This is a genomic window from Rossellomorea sp. QJM3NY_18, from assembly GCF_056173145.1.
This window is the reverse complement of record NZ_CM149659.1, coordinates 3,254,077-3,278,062: the sequence shown is the minus strand read 5'-3', so window position 1 is coordinate 3,278,062 and position 23,986 is coordinate 3,254,077. Positions and strand designations below refer to the sequence as shown.

At 36.8% G+C, this 23,986-nt stretch carries 28 protein-coding genes; 24 read left to right on the top strand and 4 right to left on the bottom strand.

All coding sequences use genetic code 11. The features are described from left to right. Positions 1 to 9: 9 nt before the first annotated feature. Entirely contained in the window at positions 10 to 1,206 is a 1,197-nt protein-coding gene (locus AC0VXY_RS16960; RefSeq protein ID WP_475525961.1) for a M20 family metallopeptidase, read from the top strand. Between the two features lie 133 nt (positions 1,207 to 1,339). Next, entirely contained in the window at positions 1,340 to 1,786 is a 447-nt protein-coding gene (locus AC0VXY_RS16955; RefSeq protein ID WP_475525960.1) for a hypothetical protein, read from the top strand. A gap of 192 nt (positions 1,787 to 1,978) precedes the next feature. On the opposite strand, the gene AC0VXY_RS16950 is transcribed toward AC0VXY_RS16955, so the two are convergent. After that, entirely contained in the window at positions 1,979 to 3,376 is a 1,398-nt protein-coding gene (locus AC0VXY_RS16950; RefSeq protein ID WP_475525959.1) for an HD domain-containing protein, read from the bottom strand. 377 nt (positions 3,377 to 3,753) lie between these two features. Here AC0VXY_RS16950 and AC0VXY_RS16945 point away from each other — a divergent pair, with 377 nt between their 5' ends. The 16 genes from AC0VXY_RS16945 to AC0VXY_RS16870 all read left to right on the top strand — a co-directional run bounded on the left by AC0VXY_RS16945 (position 3,754) and on the right by AC0VXY_RS16870 (position 13,615). Continuing rightward, positions 3,754 to 4,260: an N-acetyltransferase family protein gene (locus tag AC0VXY_RS16945; protein ID WP_475525958.1), complete on the top strand. Its 507-nt coding sequence runs from the start codon at positions 3,754 to 3,756 to the stop codon at positions 4,258 to 4,260. A 134-nt stretch (positions 4,261 to 4,394) separates the two neighbouring features. Beyond that, positions 4,395 to 4,826: a GNAT family N-acetyltransferase gene (locus tag AC0VXY_RS16940; protein ID WP_475525957.1), complete on the top strand. Its 432-nt coding sequence runs from the start codon at positions 4,395 to 4,397 to the stop codon at positions 4,824 to 4,826. Between the two features lie 260 nt (positions 4,827 to 5,086). Beyond that, positions 5,087 to 5,698, top strand: coding sequence for a hypothetical protein (locus AC0VXY_RS16935; RefSeq protein WP_475525956.1), 612 nt, complete (start codon positions 5,087 to 5,089; stop codon positions 5,696 to 5,698). A 21-nt stretch (positions 5,699 to 5,719) separates the two neighbouring features. Then, positions 5,720 to 6,373, top strand: coding sequence for a class I SAM-dependent methyltransferase (locus tag AC0VXY_RS16930; protein WP_475525955.1), 654 nt, complete (start codon positions 5,720 to 5,722; stop codon positions 6,371 to 6,373). 130 nt (positions 6,374 to 6,503) lie between these two features. Then, complete coding sequence (locus tag AC0VXY_RS16925) at positions 6,504 to 6,728, top strand: hypothetical protein (RefSeq protein ID WP_435989729.1); 225 nt, start codon at positions 6,504 to 6,506, stop codon at positions 6,726 to 6,728. A gap of 113 nt (positions 6,729 to 6,841) precedes the next feature. Further along, a complete protein-coding gene (locus tag AC0VXY_RS16920; RefSeq protein WP_475525954.1) occupies positions 6,842 to 7,420 on the top strand; it encodes an AAA family ATPase in 579 nt (192 codons plus the stop codon). 142 nt (positions 7,421 to 7,562) lie between these two features. Next, positions 7,563 to 7,805, top strand: coding sequence for a hypothetical protein (locus AC0VXY_RS16915; RefSeq protein ID WP_475525953.1), 243 nt, complete (start codon positions 7,563 to 7,565; stop codon positions 7,803 to 7,805). 17 nt (positions 7,806 to 7,822) lie between these two features. Next, entirely contained in the window at positions 7,823 to 8,122 is a 300-nt protein-coding gene (locus AC0VXY_RS16910; RefSeq protein WP_475525952.1) for a hypothetical protein, read from the top strand. 11 nt (positions 8,123 to 8,133) lie between these two features. After that, complete coding sequence (locus tag AC0VXY_RS16905; protein ID WP_475525951.1) at positions 8,134 to 8,457, top strand: phosphotransferase; 324 nt, start codon at positions 8,134 to 8,136, stop codon at positions 8,455 to 8,457. 168 nt (positions 8,458 to 8,625) lie between these two features. After that, positions 8,626 to 8,934, top strand: a complete 309-nt coding sequence (locus AC0VXY_RS16900; protein WP_435989731.1) for a hypothetical protein — start codon at positions 8,626 to 8,628, stop codon at positions 8,932 to 8,934. A 101-nt stretch (positions 8,935 to 9,035) separates the two neighbouring features. Next, the gene (locus AC0VXY_RS16895) at positions 9,036 to 9,476 is read left to right on the top strand and encodes an NUDIX hydrolase (RefSeq protein WP_435989732.1); all 441 of its coding nucleotides are present in this window, start codon (positions 9,036 to 9,038) and stop codon (positions 9,474 to 9,476) included. A 364-nt stretch (positions 9,477 to 9,840) separates the two neighbouring features. Then, positions 9,841 to 10,236, top strand: a complete 396-nt coding sequence (locus AC0VXY_RS16890; protein ID WP_435989733.1) for a hypothetical protein — start codon at positions 9,841 to 9,843, stop codon at positions 10,234 to 10,236. 161 nt (positions 10,237 to 10,397) lie between these two features. Beyond that, the gene (locus AC0VXY_RS16885) at positions 10,398 to 11,096 is read left to right on the top strand and encodes an aspartate/glutamate racemase family protein (protein WP_475525950.1); all 699 of its coding nucleotides are present in this window, start codon (positions 10,398 to 10,400) and stop codon (positions 11,094 to 11,096) included. Positions 11,097 to 11,242: 146 nt separating this feature from the next. Next, entirely contained in the window at positions 11,243 to 11,788 is a 546-nt protein-coding gene (locus AC0VXY_RS16880) for a GNAT family N-acetyltransferase (protein WP_435994417.1), read from the top strand. A 157-nt stretch (positions 11,789 to 11,945) separates the two neighbouring features. After that, positions 11,946 to 12,908 (top strand): helix-turn-helix transcriptional regulator, encoded by a 963-nt coding sequence (locus tag AC0VXY_RS16875; RefSeq protein ID WP_435989735.1) that lies wholly within the window; start codon positions 11,946 to 11,948, stop codon positions 12,906 to 12,908. A gap of 74 nt (positions 12,909 to 12,982) precedes the next feature. Beyond that, positions 12,983 to 13,615: a type 1 glutamine amidotransferase family protein gene (locus tag AC0VXY_RS16870; protein WP_435989736.1), complete on the top strand. Its 633-nt coding sequence runs from the start codon at positions 12,983 to 12,985 to the stop codon at positions 13,613 to 13,615. 300 nt (positions 13,616 to 13,915) lie between these two features. Here AC0VXY_RS16870 and AC0VXY_RS16865 read toward each other — a convergent pair whose 3' ends face one another. From AC0VXY_RS16865 to AC0VXY_RS16855, 3 genes are all read right to left on the bottom strand, one after another. Further along, entirely contained in the window at positions 13,916 to 14,689 is a 774-nt protein-coding gene (locus AC0VXY_RS16865) for a nucleotidyltransferase domain-containing protein (protein WP_435994419.1), read from the bottom strand. 123 nt (positions 14,690 to 14,812) lie between these two features. Then, complete coding sequence (locus AC0VXY_RS16860) at positions 14,813 to 15,229, bottom strand: hypothetical protein (RefSeq protein WP_475525949.1); 417 nt, start codon at positions 15,227 to 15,229, stop codon at positions 14,813 to 14,815. A gap of 143 nt (positions 15,230 to 15,372) precedes the next feature. Continuing rightward, complete coding sequence (locus AC0VXY_RS16855) at positions 15,373 to 15,612, bottom strand: hypothetical protein (protein WP_435989738.1); 240 nt, start codon at positions 15,610 to 15,612, stop codon at positions 15,373 to 15,375. A 224-nt stretch (positions 15,613 to 15,836) separates the two neighbouring features. On the opposite strand from AC0VXY_RS16855, the gene AC0VXY_RS16850 reads away from it, so the two are divergent. From AC0VXY_RS16850 to AC0VXY_RS16825, 6 genes are all read left to right on the top strand, one after another. After that, positions 15,837 to 16,817 carry a LacI family DNA-binding transcriptional regulator gene (locus AC0VXY_RS16850; protein WP_435994421.1) on the top strand — a complete coding sequence of 327 codons (981 nt, stop codon included), beginning with the start codon at positions 15,837 to 15,839 and terminating at the stop codon, positions 16,815 to 16,817. Positions 16,818 to 16,823: 6 nt separating this feature from the next. Next, entirely contained in the window at positions 16,824 to 17,714 is an 891-nt protein-coding gene (gene rbsK / locus AC0VXY_RS16845) for a ribokinase (RefSeq protein WP_435989739.1), read from the top strand. A gap of 481 nt (positions 17,715 to 18,195) precedes the next feature. Further along, on the top strand, positions 18,196 to 19,017 hold the full coding sequence (locus tag AC0VXY_RS16840; protein WP_435989740.1) for an alpha/beta fold hydrolase: 822 nt from the start codon (positions 18,196 to 18,198) through the stop codon (positions 19,015 to 19,017). A gap of 1,252 nt (positions 19,018 to 20,269) precedes the next feature. After that, positions 20,270 to 21,541: an MFS transporter gene (locus AC0VXY_RS16835; RefSeq protein ID WP_475525948.1), complete on the top strand. Its 1,272-nt coding sequence runs from the start codon at positions 20,270 to 20,272 to the stop codon at positions 21,539 to 21,541. A 22-nt stretch (positions 21,542 to 21,563) separates the two neighbouring features. Further along, on the top strand, positions 21,564 to 22,769 hold the full coding sequence (locus tag AC0VXY_RS16830) for a beta-ketoacyl-[acyl-carrier-protein] synthase family protein (RefSeq protein WP_435989742.1): 1,206 nt from the start codon (positions 21,564 to 21,566) through the stop codon (positions 22,767 to 22,769). Beyond that, positions 22,769 to 23,986 carry a beta-ketoacyl synthase N-terminal-like domain-containing protein gene (locus tag AC0VXY_RS16825; RefSeq protein ID WP_435989743.1) on the top strand — a complete coding sequence of 406 codons (1,218 nt, stop codon included), beginning with the start codon at positions 22,769 to 22,771 and terminating at the stop codon, positions 23,984 to 23,986. The genes AC0VXY_RS16830 and AC0VXY_RS16825 overlap by 1 nt, the downstream gene beginning before the upstream one ends.

Here is a 23,986-nt window from a genome sequence, read left to right as displayed (position 1 = left end):
GGAAAAGAGATGAGTCAACCAGCAGTGATTGCAGATCGTAAAAACAATATCCTCTCAGCAGTCGATCAATTGGCGGTGAAACTCGTGTCGACCAGCCATCAGATCCACGACAAACCTGAAATCGGAAACGAAGAGTTTTTTGCTTCAGAGACCTTGACCACCCTCCTTGAAGCCAACGGGTTCTCCATTGAACGGGGAGTGGCGGGTCATGAGACTTCCTTTGTGGCACGCAAACATTCAGGGAAAGAAGGGCCGGTCATCGGCTACCTGGCTGAATATGACGCCCTGCCTGGACTCGGTCACGCCTGCGGTCACAATATCATCGGGACGGCAAGCTGCGGGGCGGCCATCGCCCTGTCGTCCGTACTCGAGGAAACAGGAGGGGAAGTGGTGGTGTTCGGGACTCCTGCCGAGGAAGGCGGCCCGAACGGAAGTGCGAAGGGCAGTTTTGTAAAAGCAGGCTTGTTTGCAGGAGTAGATGCCTGCATGATGGTTCATCCGTTCAACCGAACAACGCAGACAGGAAAAACCCTAGCGGTGGACCCGCTTGATTTCGAATTTAAAGGAAGGTCTGCCCATGCGGCAGCTTCCCCTGAAGACGGCATCAATGCCCTCGATGGTGTGATCCAGCTGTTCAACGGGATTAACGCCCTTCGCCAGCACGTGACTGATGATGTACGGATCCACGGCATCATCACCCACGGCGGAGACGCCCCCAACATCGTCCCTGACTATGCAAAAGCCCGCTTTTATATACGAGCTGCAACCAGGGAGGCGTGCAATGAAGTCACGAAGAAAGTGAAAGCGATCGCTGAGGGATCGGCCCTAGCCACCGGGACGAAACTGAATATCATCAAAATTCAAAATGAAGTCGATCACTTTCAGCTCAACCGCCGTTTCGATCAAGTATTCCAGCGCTCCATCGAGTCACTGGGCGAATCCTTCGACGATACGGAACGAAAGGGACTCGGCTCATCCGACGCCGGAAACGTCAGCCGGGTGGTCCCGACCATCCACCCCTATATCAAAATCGGGCCCGAATCCCTCGTCGTCCATACGAACGAATTCAGGGAAGCGGCGAAATCCACCGAGGGTGACCGTGCCCTTGTGATCGGGGCAAAGGCACTTGCCTTGACGGGGTATGAACTACTGACAGATAAGCAGCTACTAGAAGAAATATGGAAAGAGTTCGGTTCAAGTAAATAAAGACGAAGAGACAGCCAAATCTCGGCTGTCTTTTTTGTATTAATGGAGAATGTTCCAATGTTTAACAAAAACCCTAAGAGGATAATGAATAAATGAGAGAAAGTATCGTAGAAACCAAAGAAAGGAGAACGACATGAAAAAACTACTGATTGCAGGAAACCTATTTTTCGCACTCTCGATCCTGGGAGCATGTGGTTCAGAAGAGGCCGAGCCGGAAGAGAATACCTCAAGCGATACGGCAGAAATGAGCGACCAGCAGGAAACCCAGGAAAAGGAAGAGCCGGCAGCCGAACTTCTCGGCAGTGAGAAGCTGCAGGAACGAATCCAAAAGGGTATGGACCTCGATTCCTATTCTGCTGAATTAACAGCAATGGAGGAAAAAGGAAAAACCACCCTCGTCAAAAAATACAACTTGACCGGGAATGAAGAAATAAAAGCGCAAATTCTCCAATCCTCAGACGGGTTTGTCGCAGTCGAAACCGATGGACTTGAAGTGACAGACGTTTCAAGCTATAAATCCATGAAAGAAGTCGAGGATCATTTAAACGAAAAGGATATGGAAGAAGACATGAGTGAGTAAACGTTCCATACCAGGCGTAATCCAATAATATATATAAATGAAAGGAAGCGTTGATCTAAAAAGGATTAACGCTTTTTCCTTTGAAGTTAATGGGTTGAAGGGCAGGTTAATGCATTCAAATCAAGAATAACTACATCGCCTCCCTAAATCCATTAGAATCCCCGTTTATGAAACATCCAGTTCCAGCGTAATTTAACAGTTGTTTAGCTTCTTATTGATCTCCTTAACTGCTTTTGAGGTTTGTACATAGTTCAACCAATCTTCTTTTACAGTTTCATGCCCTTCCAACAATATTTCGACTAGATCCATATCCTTTAATTTTGTATAAAGAGGTTTTGGTTTCCCATTTACTTTGGCACCGCCCATCCTTGTTGCTATTGTAGGATTTAAAAAGAATGCAAAATCTAAGACGGTTGAACCATCAGGTAGGGAAACCACGTCCATTTTAGGAGTGTAAATTGTAATATCATTTTGCAGTAATTCGAATGAAATCAATTCATAAAATTCTATAGGATCAGTCGAAACAGCCTTAACAGACTGAATTGAATCTCTTAGCAAATCGGAACTGAGCACTTCTATTTCTGTGACAGAAAGTTCATTGAGTAAATGAAATATACTCATATTCAAAGAGCTTTTCGTTTTGATTTCAAAGTTGACCTCAATATCATGAACCATGACGGAGGTCTTAAGATGGCTGTCGAATCTCTTTCGCTGACCTGAAATTTCATCTCGAAACATACTTGGAACAGGTCTGAATGAGTTATGTATGATTCCTAAAAGTGTATAACAGTTTAATTGGGTATCTGTGATGATATGAATGGTGAAAAGCTTAGAGAGAGAATCTCCTTCTTGAAGTTTTGAATAAGAAACGTAGATGGGTGCAGAATGCCATTTCATGTCTACATTAAGAGGTGTTTGGTTATTTTCTAAGATGTCTCTTTTACAATAATGAAAGATGTTGGAGAAAATTTTTTCATAATTAACTTTAAGATTCTTTACACTTACATACCTTTGGGGGTTGAGATACTTAAAAGCAAGTTCCTCGAGTTCCGATTGGAAATCAACTAACCCTAACCTTTCACAAAGCGGAGAGAATAAGACTATTGTTTCATTTGCATAAGGAACTTTCTTTTCGATCTTTTTAATACCAAGCGTTCTCATATTGTGAAGTCTATCTGCTATTTTAACAATCGCTACCCTAATATCCTTGGCTGCGTGTGAAAATAGTTTTTCGGAATTCAAGGCATTATAGAGCTCTTTGTTTAAGGAACCTTTCTCAAACTTCGTTAATCCATCTACAATAAAGGCAACCTCAGGACCAAACTTGTCTTTAATATCCTCTAAGGAGCAATCAGTATCTTCTACAACATCATGAAGGAGAGCTGCTATAAGAGTTGTAATGTCCGCTTTATAGTCCATCAGAATTTCACAAACTGTAAATGGATGACAAACATAAGGTTCTCCAGTAGCCCTTTTCTGTCCCAGATGTGCTAGTTCTGTAAACTCTAAAGCACTCTTAAAAATATTTAACTCTTTAGGTGTTAAATAAACAGCCTTTTCAATCAAAGAATTTCTTAACTCCATTACCATCTTATCTACTCCAATTTTCTTTTGGATAATTATAACATTTAAGCTGAGCGGGGGAGATAATAATTTTAAAAAATCGATTTGTTAATTCGCTTTTATACTATTTCTACTTTTTTTCTACTAATGCTCCTAAAAGCTAAGTAGCAAAGTAAGAATTGTCCCTAGTTCACATTAATCACAGTTCCTGCTTAAATGGCATTCTTCCATTAAAGGGCCATTTAATGGAATAAAGGATTGTATAAATTTGAATGTTTTGAAATAATTGGTATTAGGTGGAAGGTGCATACAAAAATAATTATTTCATAGTGAGTAAATAGTGGTAGGAGTCTTAGTTTTTCATTAAAACTATAAAATTATAAACGTATATAAAGGAGATTGTTATGAATATTAGAATTGCTACCTTAGATGATGTTAAATCAATAGCTAAAGTACATGTTGATAGCTGGAGGACAACATATAGAAAAACTTTTCCGGAAGCGTATTTAAAAAGCTTATCCTATAAGAAAAGGGAGCAACTTTGGGAAAAAGTAATACCTAAGGGTGGGGTCTATTTAGCAGAAAATGAACTTGGCGAAGTAATTGGTTTTGCTTCTGGGGGGCTTGAGAGAACAGAAAGCTATGATAAATATCAGGGGGAATTATATGCAATTTATATACTTGAAAATTATCAGAAACAAGGAATAGGAAAAGAATTGGTAAACGCAATATTGCAATACCTAAAGAGAAAACAAATAAATTCAATGCTCGTTTGGGTAATTGAAAAAAATAACTCATGTATGTTTTATGAATCACTTGGTGGAGGATTAATTGATAAAACTGAAGTAGAAATTGATGGTCGCAAATATAGTGAAGTTGCTTATGGTTGGGATAACTTGAGTGCAGATTAGTTTTCATGAAAACTGGAAATCGAAGGTAGGTGTGATTTATCCAGGTATGCCATTAAAGGGGGTTTAGCGGAAGAAGGACTTCCATTAAATATTATTGAATATATTCTAAATCAATGTTTAAGGGGAGTTTTTAAATGGAGATTAGAAAAGCAACTTCAAATGATATAAAAGAGTTAACATCACTAATGGAACAACTTGGTTATCAGACATCATTAGAACAAATGAGTGATAGGTATAAAAATATTGAAACCAGTCCAAATCACTATACTTTAGTGGCTGATTATGAAGGAAAAGTCGTTGGAATGGTTGGATTCCATACTGGTGTTCTTTATAACACTGATGGGATATACGCTCGTGTAATTGCCTTTGTAGTAGATTCAAATTATAGAAGTAAAGGAATAGGGAGACTTTTATTAACGGAAGCGGAAAGGTTTGCGAAAAATCTAGGTGCTAATGGAATTGGACTAAATAGTGGGAATCGGACAGAACGAAAAAACGCACACCAATTTTATGAAAAGATGGGATATGCAGTGAAGAGTACAGGATTTGCAAAGTCCCTTATTTAAAAAGAAGGGCAATAACTGAAGATCGGCTAATTAATCAGGCTATTGCCTTATTCAATTATTGGGCAGTTTACCTGAAGAAGTATTATATAGTCATTAATTAGAGTTAACACTATTAGCCCAAATTTATAGAATTGATATTAAAGTAGAAAAGATATTACATTGAAAATAAAAAGCAGATCTTCTTGCATTTATTGGATAATAGCGTTACGATATTATGATTTGCAAAATTACAACAATTTTATAAAGAGGGTTTTATAATTATGGAAGAAATCATTCATCGATCCATTCAAAGAAAAAAGATTGCACTTGAGATATTAAACGAATTAGACCTTATTGAAAAATGGGGAGAAGTTGGTGAAGTCCATCTGGTTGGAGCTACAGCTTATAACCTTATGGTAAATCATGATATTGATATAGAGACTTTCTGTGACATACCCTGTCCCCAAAACGTATTTAAAGTACTCGGAAAATTAGCTACTCATAGGGGTGTGGTAGAGGTTAAGTTTCATAACTACATGAACTCTCCATTTAAAGGTTTATATTCTAAATTAGCTTATCGTTATCCAGATAATACTGAAGGAACCCTCTGGAATGTAGACATGTGGCTTTTTCCTTCTAACCATACCGGTCCACTATCTAGGGACTTGGTCGAGTTTATGAATAAAAGGATAACAGATAAAAGTCGTAAATCAATTTTAGATATCAAGGAACACCTTGTAAGATTGGGATTGAACTATCCGTCTGTATTTATATACCGAGCTGTCTTGGTTGATGGTATAGAGGGTATCAATCATTTCTTAGACTGGATTAACAATCAGGATTTAAAAGAAACGTTTAAGTTAGAGACGTTGATCGGAGCAATTAAGAAATGAGATTTGAAAGGTGAGACGATCATGGAAGGAAATAAAGGAATATGGGAAAGACAATATGATCAGATAAAAGATAACTTATGGGGATTGAGGCCAATACAAACATTGGTTGATTACACTGCTTTAGTAAAAGAAGGAAAGGTCTTAGACCTAGGAATTGGTGAAGGAAGGAATGCTCTCTACTTTGCCAATAAAGGGTTTGAAGTTGTAGGTATTGATATTTCAGAAACAGCAATCAAGCGCGCATTAACTGCCGCTAAAGAAATAGGAGTAACAATCAAAGCAGAAGTAAGGGATATAACGAGCTTTCAAATTGAAGAAAATACATATTCTTTAATCATTCTTGCAAATGTCCTCAATTTTTTTAATGATGAAGAGATAAAAGAAATCATTAAGATAGCCAAAAAAGGATTAATTCCAGGGGGCCTTATTTATATCAATGTCTTTGATGTGAATGATCCAAGTTACAGTAAGAATCTAAGAAGTGCTCAAAAGAATAGTGAGTATACATTTTATCGGCCCAAGTCAGATACCTATATTCACTTTTTCACACAGAATGAATTAGAGCATTATTTTAACGGATATAAAAAGATTAAGGCATCTGAGACTTTCATGCTGGATATAGGTCACGGTGAGCCACATTATCATAGTACGATTGAAGTGTTATATAAAAAATAAACAGATTAACGGCAATGGCTTATTTATTCAATTAAAGGGCAGGCTAGTTGAATAAATCGAAACTTAAATAATTCGGCTTCGTCTAATTAGTAAAAGGTTTTTATAGAAAAAAGGAAAGAGGAGGGATTTGATGAGTGTCTTGAGAGTAGGAATAAATATACTAATTCCTTTTCTAATACTATTCTTGGTTTTTGCTACTTGGATGGGTTATATCGCTGAAAATATTAGGGATTACTATAATTTTAAATGGGGTGCGATTTTACTATTGTTAGCAGGATACATTCTTCAATTTTACAAAAAAACAATTGGCCTTATTCTCGTAGGGTTAAGTATTGTTAGTTGGTTCTTGTTATAAACCCATTTTTCAAGTAAAGGGCAGGTTAACGGAATATTCGAAACTTGTATACTTTGGTGTTCGTCAAACTTAGGATAAATTCAACTAAAAGTAATTTAATTTTAGGAGGAATTATGAAAAGGTTAGTTATTATCACAGTAGGTAAAACCCATAGTGGAAAAACTACATTCGCAAAAGCTTTAGAAAGTAAGTTAAACAATTCTTTTATAAATTCTTTTATAATGGACCAAGATAATAATGCTGAATTTTTAAATACATATTATAAAAATCTATTACCAAAGCAAGGACCTAACGTTCTAAAGCATTCTATATCAAAGGTAATTATTGATTATGCTAAAGAACACACGGATTTTCATATTATTGCTAGTAGTGCTAATCGTACTAGAAAAGGGAGAAAATATTTGCTCGAAGAAATATATGATAGGGATGCGTTTGTAAGTATCTTGGTTCATTTTGATATTCCTGATGAAGTTCTTCGTGAAAGAGTAACTAAAAGTCAACGAAGTGCCAATATACTAAGGGGGAGTTACTCTAACTTTGAGGAAGTGCTTGTTAGTCAACAGAATGGTTCTATGAATAAGGATGTTGTGGACCCAGAAGAAGGGGAAGCTGATTATTTATTTGTGATTAGAAATAATAAGGAAGTTGATTCTATAATTAAGGAGATCGTTCAAATAGCAAAAAGTTTATGATTCATTTTCATCCATTGTTAAGTTAACGGGGGCTTATCCGGAATATGGGTGAGCTTCTTTTTTTGTTTGAATTTCCCTTGAGTATGCTGCTCTATTTTGAAATAATTGGAATAATGAAATGTATTTTGGAGGCTTGCAACAAATGAAGGTAAATCAATTAATAGATATCGTAAAAAGGACACATCCGGATATCCAGATAAATGAAGTACAGACAAATATCAATGGATGGGATAATGACATTCTCATTCTGAATAATAATATTGTTTTTAGGTTTCCGAAGTCGAAAGGAATAGCAGCAAAGGTTAAAGATGAGGTGGCTTTGATGAGCCAGTTGCAGTTAAAGACCCTTTGGTTCAAATTCCTAAATATGAATGTGTTTACTTAGATGGAGTATTTAGAGGTGTGAGATATGAATATCTAGATGGCGAATCTTTAAGTGACTTAGAAGTTATTAATACATTAAAACCACAAAATGCAGAAATTATAGGGGACTTCCTTACAAAACTACATAGTATTGACTTATCAAAATTAAAGGATACAAAGATAGTACCGATCCATACCAAGGAATATTGGGAAGACTTATATAACTCTGTAGAGACTTTAGTTTATCCATACCTAAAACAGCCTCAAAAAACAGAAATTAATAACCTCTTTAAGAACTTCTTTAATAATTCTATTTTCTTAACCGCAAAAAGGTATTGATCCACGGAGACTTGACAATAGCAAATATTCTTTTTCAAAAGGACAAAGGACTTGTAAGTGGTATCATCGATTTTACAGATGCACAAATAGGAGACCCTGCATTTGACTTTGCCGGGCTATACTGGTCTTTCGGTCCTGATTTTACAAATAAAGTTCTATCTTTTTATCAGGTTAAAGACAAAGAGTCCATCTTTAACAGAGTACAGTCTTTCTATGGATTACAACGGATTTTTCATAACTTGCTTTATGCAATAAAAGAAAATAAATATGTGGATTGGGAAACAGCGCTAGACAGGTTCTCATCCCTTTATTCAATAAGAAATAAAAGATTTTAATGAACCCTTGCCAATTAAGGTACAAAGGGTGCCCTTTTAATGTTATTCAATTATTGGGCAGGTTACTTGAATAAAGCGAAACTTAATGCTCTTGCCTTATGTCTAATTCAAAAAGGTGGAGAACTGGGTTGAAATCAAGTGAAAGTACACCGTCAGAGGAGGAATTATTTGAATACATCAGTCTTAAATTTTTTGGCAGGATTTATTTTTCCGTTATTTATAGTGGTAGCTTTTGTTTATTGGACGATAAAAATTAGCTACCAAAAAAGATTTATACCAACACTTACGGTAATATTCTTAGCCATTTTAGCGTTTTTCTTGCCTTTTTTACTTGCTACCCTAGATGTAATAGATAAAGGTTTTGGAGCAGGCATATTAAGTATTTATTTCTCAGGTTTCCTTGGGTTGGGTGTATTGGTGAATATTATTGTAGCGACTTCTATAAAGAAGAAAAAAGAATCTAATAATAAATTATAGGGGCAATAACTGAAGATCAGTCAACTGATCTAGCCAATTGTCTTCTTCCATTATTGGGCAGTTTAGTCTAACAAGGATTAACTATAATATGAGGTGTGATAATGAAAATTGAATTCTATAATATAGGATCAGTAAATGATAAAGAATTAAAATTTGCTGTAATAAGTGCAATTTATAAAGATAAGTGGGTTTATGTTAAGCACAAGGACCGAAACACTTGGGAAATTCCTGGTGGGCATAGAGAATCAGGAGAAACAATTGATGAGACAGCTAAAAGAGAGTTATTTGAAGAAACAGGGAGCAAGAAAGCTGATTTACTTCCCATTTGCGATTACTCAATGAATAATTCCGGTCAAAAAATTTTTGGGAGGTTATTCTTCGCGAGAATACAGGGAACTGGTCAATTACCTGTATCGGAAATTGACGAAGTAAAACTATTTGAGAACCTCCCATTAAACCTAACCTATTTCGAGACTCAGCCAAAATTATTTGAGAAGACACTTGCTTTTATTAAAGATTGTAATGATTTACTCTTAAACTAACAGGAGCATTTGCTGAAAAACGCCCCTTTCTTCAAGTAAAGAAGCAAGATATATTATGGAATAAAGATATGAAGGATGATTATATGGAAATCATTATCGGATATTTACTTGGCGCTTTTGTCTTAGTTTTATTCTTTGTTTCGTTGTTTAAAATGGTGTCCAATCGAATGAAAAACTCCACTAATGAAAGGATAAATAACTTAGAAAAACGTATAGAGGATGTAGAAAACAAGTAATTATTCTTCAACTATAAGGGAGTTCGCTTAACACGCAGCCGCCCTTTGTTCAAGTAAAGGGGCAGTTTTGTTGAAGAACGGATTTTATAGAAATATCTTGATTAAAAAACTAATAAAGGGGTGATCAGATGAAAAAGATTGGACTTATTCTAGGTATTGTAATAGTTATTATTGGTGTGTTCATATTTGTAAATAAACCATATTATCCCTCTCTTCCAATAGAAAATTTATCAGCAAACCAAGCAATTGATAACCTAAAAGAATCGGATAGTAAGATAGCTGAAATTGCAGTGGAAGGGGATTTTATTTGGTATATCACAAGTAGTGAGGATAAAGGTATATCAATTGCTGATGAAAATATAAAGAAATTGATTGTTTCAAATGGATGGGAATTTAAAGATAAAGATGGTGCTGGTCTATTCTTTGAAAAGGATGATAATAGTTTAATTGCGACCACACAGATGTGGACTAAAAATTATCTTCTCGTTAAAATTCCGAGTGATTTTAAACAGCTGCCCTCTTAAGTAACCAAATGTTAGCATCCTCAGCTAGAGGGCAGTTTTGTAGAAGGAACAGTTTCAATATTCAGGATAATTTAAATATTTCGGCATTAATCAATACTTATCTTGCAATACTTTTTTTCTAAATACATAGAAGAGGTATGAAATCCAGGGGGGACAAAGTGATGAAAACGATTGGTCTTATAGGTGGGATGAGTTGGGAATCCTCAGTAAAGTATTACAAAGTAATCAACGAAGAAGTAAAAGAAAGATTAGGAGGTTTACATTCGGCAAAGTGTCTATTATACAGCGTTGACTTTGAGGAGATTGAACGCTATCAAGCTGAAGGTGATTGGGAAAATGCGGGTAGAGCATTAGGAGAAGTTGCCTCATCTTTAGAAAAAGCAGGTGCAGAATTCATAGTGATTTGTACAAATACGATGCATAAAGTCCTCGATCATGTTGAGGCGCGGATCAACATTCCGGTATTACATATTGCGGAAGCAACAGCAAAAGAAATTCAAAGGGCCGATATGAAAACGGTTGGCTTACTTGGGACTACCTATACAATGGAGCAGGATTTTTATAAATCAAGGATTCAATCTAACGGAATTAACGTGTTGGTTCCAGATCAAGAAGAAAGAAACAACATCAATAAAGTTATCTTTGAAGAGTTGTGTTTAGGGAAAATGGAACAATCATCTAAGGAGTATTATAAAGGTGTTATTCAAAAATTAGTGGATAGAGGAGCTGAAGGGATCATCTTGGGGTGTACAGAAATCGGATTGTTAATTAAACCGGATGATTCAGAAGTTCCATTGTTTGATACAACCGTTATTCATGCGATTGAAGCAGTAACTACGGCTTTAATTAAGAATTCTTAAAGTAGCGGGGCAATAATTGAAGATGTGTTCATTGGTCCAACTACTGCTCTTATTCGATTATTGAGGCAGGTTAGTACTTCCTATTTAAATTCTTATATAAGCTATAGGGCAGTTTAGTAAAAAAAGGATAGGTGGAGGGGATTATAATTCAAAACAGTAATAGTAGTCTCTCAAATGAAAGGTTATGGTTAAGGGAATTTACTACGAGTGATTGGATGGATGTACATACATACGCATCAAAAGATATAGTTTGTCAATATCAACCTTGGGGACCAAATACAGAAAAAGATTCGCAGGATTTTGTAAATCAAGCGATAAAAGACTCTACAGAAAACCCAAGAACAAGGTTTATTTTTGCAATAATATATGATGGAATTTTGATTGGAGCTGGAGAGTTTAATATAAGGGACTTTACTAATAAAGTTGGAGAAATTGGCTATATTGTTAATCCAGATTATTGGGGAAAAGGGATAGCCACAGAAGTTGCAACGCTATTAATTGATTTTGGATTTGGAGAACATAAACTTCATCGTATATATGCAACCTGTGACCCAAGGAACATAGGTTCATCAAGAGTTTTGGAGAAAGTTGGAATGACCAAAGAAGGTAGAATGCGTGAAGGTTTGTTAATGAAAGATGGTTGGCGAGATTCATTACTATACAGTGTTTTGGAACACGAATGGAAATCGTAATATAACACGTGGGCTATAGCTTAAGATCTATCGGGAAGCAAATCTTTAGCGTTTTTTCCCTGATCATTCAAGGTTCACTTAATGGCATAAGAGGATTAATTAAAATGATATATTCTTTATTGTAAGATGTTTACTCATTATATAGAGGTGGAATCATATGCCCAAAATTGACAATATGCTAGCCATTCTCTGGATGCTTCGTTCAGGTAAAAAAGTGACGGCACAGCAAATTTCAGAAAAGCTAGAGATGAATATAAGGACGGTGTATCGTTATATTGATACCATTTCTACAAGTGGCGTACCGATCGTTTCAGAACCAGGACATAACGGTGGATACTCTTTATTGAACCATTTTGTTGAGGCTCCGCTTTTTTTTGATTTTGAGGAGCAAACTTCACTATTTCATGCGGCTGTGTTTGCAGAGGAAGCCGGATATTATGGAGGGGAAGCACTCGATAGGGCCATATCTAAACTAAGTCACCACTCCAATCAAGAGCAGGAAACAAAGTTCAACCAACATGTATCGAGTCTTGAAGTCATAAGTCGATTACGTTCACACCCTATGGAACCTTTTTTGAAAGATTTGGAGCAGGCCGTAGCTGACGGGTACTCAGTCAACATTCTTTATCATAAAAGTGGCGAACAGCCGTTAAGTGAAAGATTGGTCGATCCGTACAGAATGATTTATTGGAATAACAAGTGGTATGTGATTGGGTTTTGTCATCTTCGAAATGATATCCGTAGTTTTAGAGTGGATCGAATGGAAAGTTTGGTGCTAACCGAAAATACGTTTATCCGGCCGGAGAACTTTTCAGCACGTGACTTTTTCGTGAAAAGCCTTCTTCCAACGATAGAAGATAAGGAAGGAATTATTTCTTTGGTTCTTAATGGGGGAAAAAGTGCATTGGATGATATTTGCCAACATTGGTTTTTAGGGCATTATTTACAAGTACGGTCGTCCAATAAAGCCGTCTTTCTTCTTGAAAAAGATGTGATACATACCTATGTACCTTATTTACTTTTACCGTACAATACCTCGATTAAAGTGATTGAGCCAATCAGTCTTAAGAAAAGAATTATTGAAGTTTTGGCGGAATTAATAGAATTTCATCAAGTATGAGAACTTCCCTGACGCTAGCTGTCAGGGAAGTTTTATTATAATGGCTATATCAATGGTGATTGGAGTGTGATTGGATGCAAACAACAAAAGCTTTTCTCTATGTATTTGATACAATGTCCGACTGGGAATATGGATATTTAATGGCTGAATTAAACTCAGGAAGATATTTCAAAAAAGATGCAGCACCTATAAAAGTCATGACAGTAGGAGCTACTAAAGAAATGATTACGACGATGGGAGGACTGTGCATAAAACCGGATATTTCGGTTGATGAATGTACTCTTGAGAGCAAAGATCTTTTGATTTTACCGGGAGGGACTACTTGGAATGAAGAAATTCATCAACCGATCTTGGAGAGAATTAGCCACGCTTTAGAGCTTGGCACGATTGTGGCTGCCATCTGTGGTGCAGTTGAGGGCCTCGCAAATATGGGGTACTTAGATACCAGAAAGCATACAAGTAATAACTTGGAATATACTAAAATCGTATGTCCTAACTATAAAGGAGAAGAGTTCTATGAGTCGGGACCAGCGGTAGCTGATGGGAATTTAATTACGGCATCAGGAATAGCTCCTCTGGAATTTGCGATGGAGGTACTGAAAAAAATTGATGTGTTTACGCCGGAGACATTACATTCATGGTATCACCTGAATAAGACTCATCAACCCCAATACTTCTTTCAGTTAATGGATTCAATAAATAGATGAAGGTACTGAAAAGCTCAATTTCTCTTTTTAGTTTTTGTAGAGAAATGGAAGAATTGCAGTTAGTGAAAAAAGCGGATGGTAAGGTTGTGATGACGGATCATCCGGGGGTGTTTTTGGATTATCTATAAAAACTAAAGGGAACTGTCTAAAGGGTACCGATTCGAGGTGCTCGTACATAAGTATAGTGTCACTCTTTTTGACACTTAAACTGGCAGCAATAAAGAGATTCGTCTATTGACGAGTCTCTTTGTTTTGGAATATAAGTTATTTGCGACATATTAGCGAGTATGCACGAAAAAATTATATTTCTGAAGGAGTAGTTCTGGAAGCAGCCAATGCAGTTAAAGCCTTCTCAATATAACTATATACTTCTTCTGCAATCCCCAGAAATTCTTCAACATCTACATTACTATCCATGTAACACGCATACAGATAGTCCACTAAAGCTGAATCAATAGTGCAATAATTTGATATCGCACTCTTCATCTTAGTGATGTCATCTTGCCAAACCCCTGTATCTGCTAAAACCAAAGAGTATAATGCACGAATTAATTTCTTAGAGTAACCTTTGGTATATCTAGATTTCAGTGTATCATCATTGGCATTAGATAGAAATCCGCGAACGCGCTCCACTGCCTCTTGAGTGTCTGAATTCAAGTCTAATATGAACTCAGGTGAAATAAGAATAGGCGGTACTTCTTCGCCAATATCAGTACCATGTATACAAACACAGATTATCTTGATCCAAAATCCCCATTCATTGGGCTTACTTCTTACATCATCCAGTGAACAAATAACCGTATCAATCTTAGTTACGAATCGATATTTTAGTAAAATCTGGTCCTTCAGACATGATACTCTATCATAATCTATATCTTCGGGTCTTTCACATACTATTGTAAAATCTGCATCAGACTCAAATGGCTTAGCAGTACCTTTAGGAATTGAGCCACATATATAAATACTGTGAATCTTCCCATTGAATTCTGAAAGCAAGCTAGCTGTATACTCATCTACAAAAGTCTTGTACTCACTCTGAATATTGATCTTCTTAATAGCCTTCTCCAAAACCATATCTGGTCTCTTTTTATCTTCTAAAATCATGTTATCTCCCCCTCTTTATAAGTATATTATTTTATGAATTTTTCTCTTATTGCTTTTTCACTATCCTGCCCCGATAATGGAATAACTTAAATTCTAATCAATTTCTTTGAACTCGATGTACGGCATATCATCTTCCTTTGCCTTTTTCCTTGAACGATACAACTCTAAAACTTCTTTTTCATACTTGTTTTCCGCACCGAAATTTTCTTCATAATACTCACCTATATATATTGCACGATACTTATTACCCTCATTGTCGATAACGTCTACCAATCCTGAAGAAAAGTGGTCATTCAACCCAGAAAAACTATCTGCAACATACAGTCTAGCAGCTTCTTCACCCACCTCTGCTATCTCGACCTCAGTGTATCGCATTGTTGTATTGTCCATCTCTTCCTTGCTTAGTAGAGTGAACTCTGGAACAGCTTCATCCTGTGATACTTCTAGCTTCTCAAAAACTATTGAATCCCTTGAATCATCAAAACATCCGACAAGAAGTAAGGCAACCATTATTATATAAAAACAATACTTGATCATAACGCCCCCTTTTGAATTAGATGAAACCCAATAGAATTAAGTTTCCCGTTAGGATATACCTCTTATCAAGAACATGGTTGATCTTTTAGAAATAATAAAAAAACCTTTGGGTCCCCTTAATCTTTAGACTTCTTCTTTTCAATCATGGATAATATCGAATACATGATAATTCCACAGGCGATCATCAGAAGAAAAGTGTTTGTGATCAGGTTAAAATCAAGCTCATGAATGACTTGTTCTACTTCTCCGTTACCACTGACCGTAATGTATTTCCAGCCATCATATTCGAGGGTAAAGAAAGCGATAATCAAGCCTGAAATAAATCCACCGACCATTGAAATCCAACCTTTTTTCATTGTTTCACCCCTTAAAATAAGTATAAAGGAACAAATGATATATTATTAGTAAATTCTGTAATATAGGTTGATATCGGAGGTGGTTTTTTTTGAGACAGGCAACATTCAATAAACCTAATAAGAGGACAAAACAAACAAAACTATTGCAAACGATTACAAACATATGTTACCTTATATGTAACCGGTTACATAATAACCAACCAAGCGAACAGGAAGTGACAAGCGTGGCAACAATCAAGGATGTGGCGAGTGAAGCGGGGGTGTCGGTGGCGACGGTCTCCCGGGTGCTGAATGATAACGGCTATGTAGGAGCCGAGACGAGGAAGAAAGTGCTGGGGGCGATCGAGAAGCTGAATTACAGCCCGAATGAGGTGGCCCGCTCCCTTTATAAACGGGAGTCGAGACTGGTCGGGCTGCTGCTTCCGGATATCACGAACCCATACTTCCCGCAGTTGGCAAGAGGGGTCGAGGATGAAGTGAGCGAGGCAGGGTTCAGGCTCCTCCTTGGAAACAGTGACGAGAACATCCAGAAGGAGCTGGATTATATCCAGACCTTCGTTCAGAACAATGTCGTCGGCATGATCTCAGCAACCAATCATGTGGAGCATGATCAGCTGTATAGTGAATTGAATCTCCCACTCGTCCTCCTTGACCGAACCACGGACAACTATCCTGCTGTCTATGCGGACGGCCGCAAAGGAGGACGCCTGGCGGCAAAGACCTTAGTTGAAAAAGGAACGAAGCGGATCACCGTCATGAAGGGGCCGGCCCACGTGAAGCCGGCACAGGACCGATTCCGTGGAGCCGTCGAGTACTTAAGCGGGACAGACGTCGATTTCACCGTGATGTCCACGACTTCGTTCTCCTTTGAAGAAGCAAAGGGCTGGGCAGAGGAACTGTTCGCCACCTATCCTGATACGGACGGGGTCATCGCGAGCAATGATATTGTCGGGATTGCGATTCTCCATGAGGCACTCCGGCTCGGGAAGAAGATACCTGAAGACGTACAGATCATCGGTTACGATGACATCCCTCAGAGCAGCCTTTCGTATCCGGCGCTCTCCACGATCAGGCAGCCGGCATACGAAATGGGCAGGCAGGCCGCTGCACTTCTGATGAAATTGATAAAAAAAGAAAAAGACATCGATACAACGGTTCAGCTTCCCGTTGAACTCATACAGCGAAACACAACACGAAAGGGATGAAGGAAGATGAAAAAAGCGAAGATTGCCGTGATCGGCAGTTCATCCATGGATCTGGTGGTGACATCAGCGAAACGCCCCGGAGCAGGGAAAACAGTGCTTGGCGACAGCTTTGACACGGTACCCGGCGGAAAAGGAGCCAACCAGGCCGTCGCAGCAGCAAGGCTTGGGGCTGAGGTTTACATGATCGGATGCGTCGGCGATGATCCGTACGGCAAAGAAATCTTGGGAAACTTTAAGAGCAACGGTGTTCATACGAACTATGTGGAACCGGTTACAGGTGAGAAATCCGGCACCGCTCATATCATCCTTGCTGAAGGGGATAACAGCATTGTCGTCGTAAAAGGAGCCAATGACCTTGTGACACCAGAGTACGTGGAGAAAACAGCCGATTTCCTCAAAACCTGCGATCTCCTCATGATTCAGCAGGAAATCCCGGAGGAAACAGTCGAGTATGTGGCAGACCTTTGCAACAAGATTGAAGTACCATTGCTACTAAACCCGGCTCCGGCACGAAAGATTTCACAAAAAGTTATCGATGGTGTCAGCTACCTGACACCGAATGAACACGAAGCAGATGTCCTTTTTAACGGAATGAAGCCGTCGGAAGCGCTGAAACAATATCCCGACAAAGTCATCATAACCGAAGGAGCAGCGGGAGTCCGCTACCATAATGGAATAAAAGAAATTCTCGTTCCTTCCTTCAAGGTCGAGGTCGTTGATACGACAGGGGCAGGCGATACCTTCAATGCCGCATTCGGAACAGCCGTGGCTGAAGGACAATCAATGGAAGAAAGTCTCCGATTCGCAAACCGCGCCGCATCGCTTTCGGTTACCGGATTCGGGGCACAGGGCGGAATGCCGACAAGAGACGAAGTGGAAAGGAAGCTGGCAGAATGAAACGACATGGCATCTAGTCACATTGCAAAAATACTAGCGGATGCCCATTGGGTCATGTAACAAAATTAGTGAGACAGCCACTAGGTCTTAAAAAAATTTTGATTTATATTAACATATAAAGCGTGAAAAGGACCTTCTACCCCAAATTGAGTTGCATTCAAGGAGAGCGACCAATTTGAAAGAACTACTAGGAAGGATTGTCAGGATTTTTATTGAAGTTAATCTATAAATGGTGTGGATAGTTTACTAGAAGAACATAGGAAATCAATGGACGGTTTACACTCAGTTGAAGCTAGCATGAAGAAAACAGAGTATTAACGATTAAGTAAAATTGTATCTGGAATTATTGAGTTACTTAATTAAGAATAAGATTAATGGCACTTAACATAACAGTGGAAATTTTGAATAATAATTATAATACTTAAATGTACCGAGCGTGTAGTACGGCTCCAAATGAAGAATAACTAGGGGGAATTTGATTGTGAAACATTTTGCAGAAGTATGTGGACAGGGAGAAAAAACAGCTATATTTTTACCTGGTACGGGTTGGGCAGGTAATTTCGGAATGCCCATAGCAGAATTATTAGTAGATGAATATATGATTCATATGCTGGACTTGCCTGGAATTGGTAGGAGTGATGGGCTTGATGGTATAGTGAAAATGAATGATGCAGCTAACTGGTTAAATGAGTATTTAGAAGAGAAAAAAATAGATAAAGTTACAATAATTGGTCATTCTCTAGGTGGAGGTATCGGAATGTCTTTTGCTTATTATTATCCTGAAAAAGTAGTAAAGATGATTTTACTTGATATTGGTTTTGCTAGAATTGAAAGGTTTCCGGTTGATATGTTTGGTTCAGTAGGGTACTTCCTTCCGATGATAAGTATGTTACATAGGATTTTTGGACAAAGATTTTTAGGAGAAGAAAAAAACAATAGTACTAATACAGAACAGATCTCTCAAGAAGAAATAAAAGAAAAAATCAAGAGTTTTGGATTTGAAGACAATGAATTCATCAGGAATGCAATGAAAAATCAACAAGAGGCTTCTTCAAAAGGCCTTAGTCTTCTCTTGGCATTATATCGTTGGAATTTACCAAAAACGTTAAACCGAATTAAAACACCCTGTCTTGTTTTATACGGGAATCGTAAGGACAAACCAATTAAATTTCAAAAAAAATTACATCGTCAAGTTAATCGAATAAAGAATCCCAATATTATTTTTAAAAATCTAAATGGTGGACATTATGCTCATGTTAATGATAACCGAGCATTAAGTATTATCAATTCCTATTTACAATAATAAGGGGCAGGCTTCCGGTCAAATTAAATAATGAAAGTATTTGGAGCGTTTGTGTTCCCTTTAAAAAATTTTTTTAACCAGTTTACGACATAAAGCGAAATAAGGCTTCTTCTTTAGCTATCCCAACATTCAAATGTTTCTATTTTGTTTGAGGGAAAACTAAGCGCTTGGATAAGGCGATTCCCCCCTCATCAATGTCTGGCAATATCCATCCCTATAATAAGTGTCTGTTCATTGATTTGCTTAAGGCGTTCATTTTGTGTAAAATCGTCTCCCTTCGATACTTACTTCGAGGTCATGTATGACACTCTCTATCGTACCAAGGGGGCTTTTTTTATGCCCATCAAAAACTTCAATATAACCCTAATTTACTTTTTGTTACAGAAATTCCAAATCAGTGCCTCTCCTGCGGGGTCTCACATATTCCGCATTTCCCGTAGAAGTCTTAGCCTTGCGCTCCGTTCAACAGCTTGAACCAGTAAAAGTACACATTATATGTTATATAAAAATATGTTATATAAAAAAATCCGAACGAATTCGAGTTTCATTACGGAATTTCGAAGATCGTTAGGATTTTTCTTTGGCTAAAACACTATTCTCCCAGTCTCATCTTTTAGTTCATTAGATTTAAACAAAGAAAGATTGGCAAGGGAATATGAGAAAACACCTATATAGAACAAAAGGCAGTTCATATTAGATATTTAATATGAGGAATTTACAGGTTTATTAATGATTTCATAGGCATATTGTCCTTTCGCTTGCATTAATTGTCCCGTAATTATCGTTTTTTATAAAAAATAATTGAAATATTCCTAAAAGAATATATATATAGAATATTAAAGAAATTGACCTTATTCATTACTTTTTTGGATTAAAATAGATAAAATAATTAATTTAACAAATTTGGATATATTTAGAAAAATGATATTATATGGTTGTAAGTTATTTCTTTAAGTGTTTCATTTGAAGGAAGAATGGTAGAAATTAGTTCCGAATTACTAGATCTATACTACCGCTTGTTTCAAATATGAACCTTATTTAGAGGAGGTGAAAATAATGAAAGCAGTAAAAAAAGAAGAAGTTTCAGTGGATATCGTTATTACAAAATTATGATAATTCATCAAGGGACTTAGAAAGCAATTGATATTATCAGTACATCAAAAAACCAGACAAATTGGGTATGAAGAAGTCTTCCATACCCAATTTGTCTGTCTATCTACAGAAAACGCTGACTTGCTCTTTTGAATGATGAATGTTTAACAAAGGATATTTTATCAAGAATGAGAATGGTTGGGATTTAGAGATGAAGAAAAGGTATGGGAATATATTATTGCTAATTAATTTCACTGATGGGTTAGTATCTTCAACTTATGCCCTTGCGATTCTATATTTTATGCAATTAAATAGTAACAGTATTTTTAAAAATAGTGTTATAGCGAATTTAGGATCTATCGCATTAATATGTGTAACTTTATTATTAGGAGCATTTATTGATAGGAAATCAAGTAAGTTCATTCTAATAACAGCAAATTTAATCATGTTTATCATAGCTTGGATTCCTGGACAATTTGTTTCGTCTGCCTACTTTTTTCTAATTGTACTAATTGTAGATTTGGTGGTGACCTTGCTAAATTTGATGATTAGTATTACTTCTGAGGCATTTATTAAGCTTATTATTTCTGAAGAAAATATGAGTAGATATGTTTCCGTTTCAAGTGGCCTCGTAATGTTGGGAACAATTTCTGGGATCGTATTCCTTTATTTTGGTTTTGATAATATTAGACCACAGTTTATTTTTTTGCTAATGGCAAGTGTTTTTCTATTGAATGTATTATTATCACTATTATTGCCAAATAAAAAGGTGGTAAAACATGAAGGGGAAAAGATAAGCACGTGGGAAGAGTTAAAAGAAGGAATTAGATACATGAAGTCATCTACATATCAAAAGAATAATTTGTTGTTGTATACAATTCTAGGGACAATTCATACTGTCTCTTCCAGTTTAATTATCTATTATTGGGCACAAGTCGATAAGCAATTTATAGAAAGTTCATTTTTACTTTATGGGCTTGGCATTGGAATTGCTGTAGGTGTAGTTCTGACAAATGTAATAAAAAAACATAACTTAACAGTACTATGGATATTTAGTATTCTCATTTCTCTGGCGTTGTTCTCGTTAACGGTTGCGCATACTCCACTTATGTTAAGTGCCGTTTTTGGTAGCATTTTAGGGTTTTTAGTTGTACCTTTGTCCATATTAAAGACCGTAAGAATTAAGAGGACAACTTCTGAAATGCAGGCAAGGGTATTGAGTATGAATCGTATGTTTATAGCGATTTTATCACTTGCCGTCGTTATGATTTTTGGTGCAGTCGGAGAGTTCACTGGTTTTATTTATGCACCAATGGTATTTCTAGGTGTATTAAATATTATAGGTTTAATTGTTTTTTCAATAAGAGATTCAAAAGACAGCTTTACACAACATGTCGGAGAATTAGAAATGTCTAGTAGCGTTTCAGAATAGATAATCTAGGTGGGATTATATTATGAGTGTTGTAATCACAGGGTTAGGGCAAGTATCTTCATTAGGAAGTAATATCGAGGAATTATGGTCAAATATTTTAGTAGGTAATCGGGGAATAAGTAGACTAAAGAACATTGATACTTCTGGATTCAGTACATTAAATGGAGCGCAGATAGAAATCGAGAAGATAAAACAGGTAATTCCATTAAGTAAAATGTTCGAAAAATCTATTCAAATATCTCTTGTAGCAATGGATGAGGCTATAAAATCAAGTGAACTAATTATTGAGAAAGATGATTTATCAACAGGAATCGTAATTGGAACTTCTTTAGGTGGAAATGAAAGCTTCTTTAAATGGAAAGATAGGCTAGAGGGGAAAGATATTAATCAAAAAGAATTATTACCTCTTGAAGTATTATGGAATAATGTATCGAAATTTTTAGCAAGAAGGTACAACATTTCTGGACCAAACTCAACAATGGTGACAGCATGTGCAGCTAGTGCCAACTCATTAGCTTATGGATATAACCTAATCGAGACTGGAAAATGTAAACGAGTGATTTGTGGAGGATTTGATTTATTAAGTAGAACTTCCTTTTTAGGTTTCTCCGCATTAAAATCTCTCGCAAAGGATTATTGTCGCCCATTCGATAAAAATAGATCAGGAATATCGATTGGAGAAGCTGCAGCATTCCTTGTATTAGAAGCGGAGGAGTCTGCAATTGAAAGAGGAGCAAAAAATATGGTTAGATTCTCCGGTTATGGTATTGGAAATGATGCTTACCATGCAACAAGTCCTGATCCGAGTGGAGTAACTGCTCAATTTGTAATGGAAGAAGCAGTAAAAAAATCAAAAAAAAGTTTAAAATCTGTTGATTATATCAATGCACATGGGACCGGAACATTATTAAATGACAAGATGGAAACTTTAGCCATAAAAAATCTTTTTGGTTCTGATGCATATTCAATTCCCGTGAGTTCAACCAAGTCTATGCATGGGCATACCCTTGGAGCTGCAGGAGCCTTAGAGGCCATCATAACCATTTTAGCTATTAAGAATAACGTAATACCTCCTACTATTGGGTATGAGCATCAAGATTCAGAATGCGATCTGTTTTATTGTCCCAATGAGGCTTTAAGTAAAAATGTCGATTTTGCAATTAGTAATTCTTTTGCTTTTGGGGGTCACTCCGTATCGTTAGCATTTGAAAAGATGGGGGATGTTTGATGATGGGCGGTAGATGTGTACTCTCTGGTATCGGTATTGTCACTCCAGGTGATAACATGGTAGGAACAAGGGACATATTAAAGAAAATAAGAGAAACAGAATCTCTTTTTTCATTTGATAAAGGAGAGTGTTATCCTTCAAAGGTTGGAATTGTAGATAAACAACTTGTAAATCAAAGTCTATCCATACCAAAGAATAAGCAAAGGAGAATGGATAATTTAACAAAGTATCTGCTTCTAAGCACTCAGTTTGCTATTGAGGACGCAGATCTAGATGTAAGTAAGGTTACCCAAAGAAGATTTGGAAATATTACTGGGACATCATTTGGATCATTTAGCGTAACAGAAAAATTCCATGATGATATCAATGAGAACGGAGTAGAAGCTGCAAGTCCTTTACTATTTCCAAACACTGTACTCAACCAGGCTACAGGGCAAGTAAGTATCCAATATAATGCAAAAGGTGTGAGTACAACTATAAATGGTGCAGGGAATTCAGGTTTACAAGCTTTAAGCTATGCAATAGACAACATTGAAATGAACATGTTGGATGTTTGCATAGTAGGTGGAGTAGACTTGATTTTTCCGACATTGTACAAAACATATAATCATTTAGGCTATTTGGCTAATAAAGGGAATAATGAAGAATTTTCAAGCCCATTTGATAGTAGTAAAAGCGGACTGATTTTAGGTGAAGGGTCTGTATCCTTAATAATTGAAAGCGAGGAACATTGTATTAATAGGGGTGGTAATCCTATTTGTTATATAGATAATGTGTCTTGTTCTTATAGTTTGGACAAACAGATTTCAAAAAATATTATGCTGAACACCTTAGTAAATGCTTTGGAAACTTCGAAAATAGAGTGGGACAATATTGATTATATTTCTTCAAATGCACGGTCAGATTACTATGATGACATTGAATTAAGCATTTATCAAGAAATGGTTAATAAATGCAACAAGAAATCATCGCCCTATATTACTTCACTAAAATCAATCACAGGTGAGCTTAATGCGGCAAGCACATTATTATCAATTGCGGATGGAGGTTATTCTTTACATTCAAATGAAGTCAGTCCATTAAGGAATTTTCACAAGAACGAAAATTATGAGATGTTAAATTTGGGTGGGGAAAAACCAGAAGAGATATTCACTTCATTAGTCGTTGACTTTGATCCTTCAGGATATAATGCTATAACAGTTTTAAGGAGTTTATAG

Excerpts from the sequence above, each read along its gene's own strand:
- AC0VXY_RS16960 (WP_475525961.1), top strand. The coding sequence starts at position 10 with ATGAGTCAACCAGCAGTGATTGCAGATCGTAAAAACAATATCCTCTCA.
- AC0VXY_RS16955 (WP_475525960.1), top strand. The coding sequence starts at position 1,340 with ATGAAAAAACTACTGATTGCAGGAAACCTATTTTTCGCACTCTCGATC.
- AC0VXY_RS16950 (WP_475525959.1), bottom strand. The coding sequence starts at position 3,376 with ATGGTAATGGAGTTAAGAAATTCTTTGATTGAAAAGGCTGTTTATTTA.
- AC0VXY_RS16945 (WP_475525958.1), top strand. The coding sequence starts at position 3,754 with ATGAATATTAGAATTGCTACCTTAGATGATGTTAAATCAATAGCTAAA.
- AC0VXY_RS16940 (WP_475525957.1), top strand. The coding sequence starts at position 4,395 with ATGGAGATTAGAAAAGCAACTTCAAATGATATAAAAGAGTTAACATCA.
- AC0VXY_RS16935 (WP_475525956.1), top strand. The coding sequence starts at position 5,087 with ATGGAAGAAATCATTCATCGATCCATTCAAAGAAAAAAGATTGCACTT.
- AC0VXY_RS16930 (WP_475525955.1), top strand. The coding sequence starts at position 5,720 with ATGGAAGGAAATAAAGGAATATGGGAAAGACAATATGATCAGATAAAA.
- AC0VXY_RS16925 (WP_435989729.1), top strand. The coding sequence starts at position 6,504 with ATGAGTGTCTTGAGAGTAGGAATAAATATACTAATTCCTTTTCTAATA.
- AC0VXY_RS16920 (WP_475525954.1), top strand. The coding sequence starts at position 6,842 with ATGAAAAGGTTAGTTATTATCACAGTAGGTAAAACCCATAGTGGAAAA.
- AC0VXY_RS16915 (WP_475525953.1), top strand. The coding sequence starts at position 7,563 with ATGAAGGTAAATCAATTAATAGATATCGTAAAAAGGACACATCCGGAT.
- AC0VXY_RS16895 (WP_435989732.1), top strand. The coding sequence starts at position 9,036 with ATGAAAATTGAATTCTATAATATAGGATCAGTAAATGATAAAGAATTA.
- AC0VXY_RS16890 (WP_435989733.1), top strand. The coding sequence starts at position 9,841 with ATGAAAAAGATTGGACTTATTCTAGGTATTGTAATAGTTATTATTGGT.
- AC0VXY_RS16885 (WP_475525950.1), top strand. The coding sequence starts at position 10,398 with ATGAAAACGATTGGTCTTATAGGTGGGATGAGTTGGGAATCCTCAGTA.
- AC0VXY_RS16875 (WP_435989735.1), top strand. The coding sequence starts at position 11,946 with ATGCCCAAAATTGACAATATGCTAGCCATTCTCTGGATGCTTCGTTCA.
- AC0VXY_RS16870 (WP_435989736.1), top strand. The coding sequence starts at position 12,983 with ATGCAAACAACAAAAGCTTTTCTCTATGTATTTGATACAATGTCCGAC.
- AC0VXY_RS16865 (WP_435994419.1), bottom strand. The coding sequence starts at position 14,689 with ATGGTTTTGGAGAAGGCTATTAAGAAGATCAATATTCAGAGTGAGTAC.
- AC0VXY_RS16860 (WP_475525949.1), bottom strand. The coding sequence starts at position 15,229 with ATGGTTGCCTTACTTCTTGTCGGATGTTTTGATGATTCAAGGGATTCA.
- AC0VXY_RS16855 (WP_435989738.1), bottom strand. The coding sequence starts at position 15,612 with ATGAAAAAAGGTTGGATTTCAATGGTCGGTGGATTTATTTCAGGCTTG.
- rbsK (WP_435989739.1), top strand. The coding sequence starts at position 16,824 with ATGAAAAAAGCGAAGATTGCCGTGATCGGCAGTTCATCCATGGATCTG.
- AC0VXY_RS16835 (WP_475525948.1), top strand. The coding sequence starts at position 20,270 with ATGTTTAACAAAGGATATTTTATCAAGAATGAGAATGGTTGGGATTTA.
- AC0VXY_RS16830 (WP_435989742.1), top strand. The coding sequence starts at position 21,564 with ATGAGTGTTGTAATCACAGGGTTAGGGCAAGTATCTTCATTAGGAAGT.
- AC0VXY_RS16825 (WP_435989743.1), top strand. The coding sequence starts at position 22,769 with ATGATGGGCGGTAGATGTGTACTCTCTGGTATCGGTATTGTCACTCCA.